5 protein-coding genes and 1 pseudogene are annotated in these 5,641 nt (G+C 72.0%); 5 read left to right on the top strand and 1 reads right to left on the bottom strand.

Annotation, left to right across the window (positions count from 1 at the left end):
* Positions 1-103 precede the first annotated feature (103 nt).
* The gene (locus ABZ172_RS29935; RefSeq protein WP_356888485.1) at positions 104-1,642 is read right to left on the bottom strand and encodes a hypothetical protein; all 1,539 of its coding nucleotides are present in this window, start codon (positions 1,640-1,642) and stop codon (positions 104-106) included.
* Between the two features lie 332 nt (positions 1,643-1,974).
* Between ABZ172_RS29935 and ABZ172_RS29930 the strand changes: the two genes are divergently transcribed.
* From ABZ172_RS29930 to ABZ172_RS29910, 5 genes and pseudogenes are all read left to right on the top strand, one after another.
* Positions 1,975-3,597 carry a phage tail sheath subtilisin-like domain-containing protein gene (locus ABZ172_RS29930; RefSeq protein ID WP_356888483.1) on the top strand — a complete coding sequence of 541 codons (1,623 nt, stop codon included), beginning with the start codon at positions 1,975-1,977 and terminating at the stop codon, positions 3,595-3,597.
* A 73-nt stretch (positions 3,598-3,670) separates the two neighbouring features.
* Positions 3,671-4,114, top strand: coding sequence for a phage tail protein (locus tag ABZ172_RS29925; RefSeq protein ID WP_356888481.1), 444 nt, complete (start codon positions 3,671-3,673; stop codon positions 4,112-4,114).
* Positions 4,114-4,596: a hypothetical protein gene (locus ABZ172_RS29920; protein WP_356888479.1), complete on the top strand. Its 483-nt coding sequence runs from the start codon at positions 4,114-4,116 to the stop codon at positions 4,594-4,596. Before ABZ172_RS29925 ends, ABZ172_RS29920 begins: the two co-directional genes overlap by 1 nt.
* Entirely contained in the window at positions 4,593-4,751 is a 159-nt protein-coding gene (locus ABZ172_RS29915; protein WP_198959632.1) for a DUF6760 family protein, read from the top strand. Before ABZ172_RS29920 ends, ABZ172_RS29915 begins: the two co-directional genes overlap by 4 nt.
* Positions 4,751-5,641, top strand: a pseudogene (locus tag ABZ172_RS29910) (hypothetical protein); the annotation flags it as partial. The gene ABZ172_RS29915 and the pseudogene ABZ172_RS29910, both read left to right, overlap by 1 nt.

The raw sequence follows: 5,641 nt of genomic DNA, 5'->3' as shown, positions 1-5,641 counted from the left end.
CTTCGTGTTCCACCGGTCTTGTTCGGCCGTTTACTTGCCGGGGGCCCGTCCCCCACCGGATCCGGTGGGGGACGGGCCCGCGGCATGTCACAGGAGCGCGGTCCTACTCCGTCGGCGCCGGGAGCCAGTCCTTCGCGACCACGGTGCCGGGCTCGTCCTGGTCCTTGACCCAGCCCAGCTTGGCCTTGTTCAGCGTCGACTCGTCGAGCACGCCGGTCCGGTCGGACGCGAAGATGTTCTGGTACTCCTTGATCCTGAGGATGAGCCCCTTGGAGGGCTTCTCCTTGCGCTGGATCTGCTCCCGCAGGTACTCGATGTTGGCCTTGGTGGCGTTGGTCGTCAGCTCCAGATCACCGTCGTCGATCTGGAACTGGGTGCCCCAGAGCAGCATGTTCCGCACCCACGGCACCTCCGGGCTCGCCTCGTCCGTCTTCAGCGGGACCGTCTTCGCGTCGGCGAAGTGCGACGCGATCAGGGCCGTCATCGTGCTGCGGCCCAGGTTTCCGGGGCCGTCGGTCTCCGCCAGCTTGCTGAAGGCCCCGTACTTCGCGTCGTTGGACTGCTGGAAGCACTTCAGCGCCTTCGCCGTCGCGGCGTCGAGCTTGCCCTTCGTGTGCGGTTCGGTCAGCTTGCAGCCGCCCGCCCCCACGACCAGCCGCACCTGCGCGAACTCCACGAAGAGGTTCGGCTTGTCCTCCGAGGTGAGGGGGAGCGGGCCCCGCTCGGGCTCCTCCTCCTTCTCGGGCTCCCCGCCGCCACCGCCGCCGTCGCCACCGCCCGAGGCGTCGGGCTCCTCGGAGGGCTCGGGGTCCTGCGTGGGCTTCTCGGTCGGCTGCTCCGGCGGCTCCTCCGGCAGGGCGGTGGCCGCCGCCTGCTCCATCTTCGGCTGCGCGAGGGTGCGCACCGGCGCCTTGTAGGTGAACCAGAGCACCAGGCCGGTGATGGTGAGCGCGAGCAACAGGCTCAGCGTCGTCATCATCCACAGCGGCAGCATGCTGCGCTGCACGTACGTCCCGTTGGCCTTCAGCGGCTCGAACCCCGAGCGCCGCACGGCCAGTTCGTAGGGACGCTCCTGCTTCGACCCCACCCAGGTGATCTGCCGGGGCTTCAGGGTCGCGTCGACGAACGCGGCCCGGCCGGGCTGGATCTGGACGTTGGCGGGGACGATCTCGTACGAGAGGTCGTCGCTGGCCTTGTCACCGCCGCCGATCGACGCGGTGAGCACGGTGTTGCCCAGGTTGTCCACGGCCAGCTTGGGCCGGCCCCTGAAGCGTCCCTTGACGGTGTGCGGGACCAGCTCCGCCCGCACCTCCATGAAGGTGGTGAAGGTGACGTTCCCCTCGGTGACCGTGGTGGCCTCGGGGTGCTCGGTGGGCAGGATGCGCACCCCGTACGGGTGGGGGCCCGCCGTCGCGTCCGGGGTGCGGGGCGGAGCGAACGTCAGCTCCACGATCCCCGTGGTTCCTGGAAAGAGTCTGATGGAGGGCGGTTCCACCGTGACGTACGGGGCGACGTCGCCGACCGCCTCGAAGCGGTACTCGTCGACGACGTCGCCGGTGTTGCGCAGACGCAGTCGCACGGTGGTGCTGCTGCCCGGGTCGACCGTGGTCGAGGCGGGTTCCAGGGAGGTCCAGGTGGTCACCCCGAGGACGCTACTGCGGACCGGATCGCCCCGGGCAGAGGCCGCCGGGTAGGGCCGCTGCCCGAAAGGTAACGCCCGCTGCCCTCGAATCCCCCCGCGCGCGGCTCCGCCGGAAGGCCTCGGCACCGCGCCCCCGCTGCGGCGTCCTGCCGCCGCCCCCGCCCCGTGCTGCGAGGACCGCCCACCGCGGGACCGGGCTCCGGAGCCGCCGTCCGTTGCCCCTGGGGGCATCTTCGGTGCCCTTGATGAGGCACCGGAGGACGTTTACCGGCGCGCACCGTACCGGCGAAGGTGAATCTGGTCTTGTATCGGTACCCCGAGGAGAGCAGAGCATGCCGTCTTACCTGTCGCCTGGCGTGTACGTGGAAGAGGTGGCCAGCGGCTCTCGTCCCATCGAAGGTGTCGGCACCTCGGTCGCCGCCTTCGTCGGGCTGGCGCCCGACGGCCCCCTGAACGAGCCGACGCTGGTCACCAACTGGACCCAGTACGTCGCCTCCTTCGGCGAGTTCACCGACGGCTACTTCCTGGCCCACTCGGTGTACGGCTTCTTCAACAACGGCGGCTCGGCCGCCTACGTCGTCCGGGTCGGCGGAGCCCCCGGCGGCGTGTCGGGCGCGCCGGGCGAAGGCACCGAGGAGGTCGCCGGACAGCGCGGCCGTTCGGCCGTCGCCGGCGGCGGAACCCCCGCCGCGCTGCCGGCCGGTGAGGCCCAGGCGCTGGGCACGTTCAAGGTCTCGGCCGTCGCGCCGGGCGAGAGCGGCACCCTCAGCGTCGAGGTCACCGACCCCGAGGGCGAGGGCCCCGCGGAGCGTTTCCGCCTGGTCGTCAAGGACGGCGCCAAGGCCGTCGAGACCTTCGACGTCTCGGCGAAGAAGAGCGCCCGCAACTACGTGGTCACGCAGGTCAAGGAACGCTCGAAGCTGATCTCCGTCCAGGAGGGGGCGGCGGCCTCGCAGCTCGCCCGTCCCGACAACCAGACGGTCGCGCTCGACGTCCCCGCCCCCGCACAGGCCCCCGCGGTCCCGGAGGCGCCCGAGGGCGAGTCGGTCGGCATCGCCGAGTACCTGGGTGACTCCTCCGACCGCACCGGCTTCGGCGGTCTCGAAGCGGTCGACGAGATCTCGATGGTCGCCGTCCCCGACCTGATGGCCGCCTACCAGCGCGGCGCGATCGACCTGGAGGCCGTGAAGGCCGTCCAGCTCGGCCTGATCGCCCACTGCGAGCTGATGGGCGACCGGCTGGCGATCATCGACCCGCCGCCCGGCCTCAACGCCCGGCAGATCCGGGTGTGGCGCCAGGAGACGTCCAACTACGACTCCAAGTACGCGGCGCTCTACTACCCGTGGATCAAGGTCTTCGACCCCGCGGGCGGCCAGACCCGGCTGGTCCCCCCGAGCGGCCACATCGCCGGCATCTGGGCCCGCAACGACTCCGAGCGCGGTGTGCACAAGGCCCCCGCCAACGAGGTCGTGCGCGGCGCCGTCGACCTGGAGATGCAGATCACCCGGGGTGAGCAGGACCTGCTCAACCCGATCGGCGTCAACTGCATCCGCACCTTCCCCGGCCGTGGCATCCGCGTCTGGGGTGCGCGCACCCTCTCCTCCGACCCGGCCTGGCGCTACCTCAACGTCCGCAGGTACTTCAACTACCTGGAGGAGTCGATCCTCAACGGCACGCAGTGGGTGGTCTTCGAGCCGAACGACCAGGCGCTGTGGGCCCGGATCCGGCGGAACATCTCCGCGTTCCTGGTCACGGAGTGGCGCAGCGGCGCGCTGTTCGGAGCCTCTCCGGAGGACGCCTACTACGTGAAGTGCGACGCCGAGACCAACCCGCCGGAGTCGGTGGACCTGGGCCGCGTCATCTGCCAGATCGGTGTCTCGCCGGTCAAGCCCGCCGAGTTCGTGATCTTCCGGCTGGCGCAGTTCTCCGGCGGCAGCGGCGAGTTGGAGGAGTAGGCCCCGCACTTCCGAACCGCTCGACTTCGCGTACAGCCACAGGTCCCAGCCTCAGTAGAAGGAACGGCTTTTCATGAGTCTCTCCCAGGGTGACGCCCTCACTACCCACAACTTCGGCCTCCAGATCGACGGAGTCATGGTCGAGTACCTGCACGCCGTCGGCGAGGTGGGCATGGAGCAGGACGTCATCGAGTACCAGCAGGTCTCGGCGAACGGCCAGCCGATCACCAAGAAGATGCCCGGCGTGAAGAAGGCCGGCGAGACCACCGTCACGCGCGGCATGGAGCAGTCCACCGCGTTCACCGAGTGGATCAACGCCTCGCTCCGCGGCGACATGGGCTCGGCGCGCAAGAACGCCAGCATCATCTACATGGACTACCAGTTCAACCCGGTCCGCCGGCAGCACCTGCGCAACGCCTGGTGCACCAAGGTGATGGGCGCGGGCGCGACGGCCGGCGAGGCCTCCGTGATGACCGAGACCGTCACGATCGTCTACGAAGAGCTGGTCACTGAATAATGCGCCGCGGACCTGCCAGGCCCGCCCCCGACGCCGCTGCCGCCACGTCCGCTCCCGCGGACGTGGCGGCCCCGGCCGTCGCCCCGGCGGAAGCACCGCCCGTACGGCAGCAGTTGCGGACCGAGTTCGCGTTCGAGCTGCCGCGCGGATACGTGGACGACATGGGAACCGTGCACCGCGAAGGCGTCATGCGGCTGGCGACCGCCCGGGACGAGCTGATCCCGCTGCGGGACATGCGGGTGCAGGAGAACCCCGCGTACCTCTCGGTGGTCCTGCTCGGCCGGGTCATCACCCAGCTGGGAACCGTGGCGCACATGCACGACGGCGTGGTGGAGAACATGTTCGCCTCCGACCTCGCCTTCCTGCAGGACTTCTACCGTCAGGTCAACGCCGAGGGCCACACCAGGGCCGGCGTGTCCTGCCCGCACTGCGAGCAGCCTTTCGAGGTCGAGCTCGGCGGGAGCCGCCTGGGGGAATCGTGACGTACGCGACCGACCGGATCCATGAGGAGATCGCGTACATCGCCTACCACTTCCACTGGAACCTCGACGACATTCTGGATCTGGAGCACCGTGAGCGGCGGCGATTCGCCGATCAGATCGCCACGTTGGTGACGCGAGCAGCAACGGAGCGGTGATGGGTATCTTCGACCGGTTCAAGGGCCGTGGGCAGGGCGGGAACCAGGCCCCGGGCCACGGTCAGGAGCACGAGCGGAGCACGGGCGGGGGCGGCGCGGTGCCGGGCCCCGCCCCCGAGGCGTCCCCCGGAGCGGGTGCGGGCACCGCCGCCGGCGACCCCGGCCGGGGACGCGGCTGGACCGGCCTGCCGCCGATCCAGCGGGCGATGCTGACGCCCGCCCGCCAGACGGTCGCGTCCGCGGAGTTCGCCGGCTCGCTGACCGCCTGGCAGAACCACTCCTTCTCCGGGACCCTCTCGCACGCCGTCCTGGACGACGCGCCGACCGGTCTCATCAAGGACGTGGCGTCGTTCGCCCTGGGCTCGAACCCGGCCGCCGGGGCCACGCTCTCCCCGGTGGCCCCGGCCCCGGCCGCCCCGGCACGCGGCGAGGGGGACGCGGCGGGCGACGCCCCGGCCGCCCGCCGCGCGTGGCAGGGGCCCTCGGTGCAGCGCGCCGTGGGCCCGCAGGTCGCGCCCGTCCGGCCCCGGCCTGCGGCCGCGCCGGCGCCGCTCACCCGGGCCGCCACCCCGAGCACCGTCCAGCGCCGGGTGCTGCCCGCGGTGACGCCGAGCAGGACGGCGCCCGCCCCCGCGACGACGGCCGGGACGCGCGCGCAGGCCACCGCGCCCGCACCCGCCTCGCCCCCCGCCGCCCCGGCACCGCGCCCCCCGCTCCCGGCCGCTCCCACCGGTGCGGCCGCCGACCGTGCCCGGCGCCCGGACGGGGACCAGGACGGCCCCCGCGGCGGCTCCGCCCGGGTCGAGCCGCCGGGTCCCCGGCAGCCTGGACCGGCGGGCACCCCCGGGGGGGGGGGGGCGGGCCGCGCCCCCCCCCCCGGCGGGGGGTGC

This window comes from Streptomyces sp. NPDC006296, from assembly GCF_040613235.1.
GTDB lineage: Bacteria > Actinomycetota > Actinomycetes > Streptomycetales > Streptomycetaceae > Streptomyces.
This window is presented reverse-complemented; position numbering and strand designations above follow the sequence as displayed.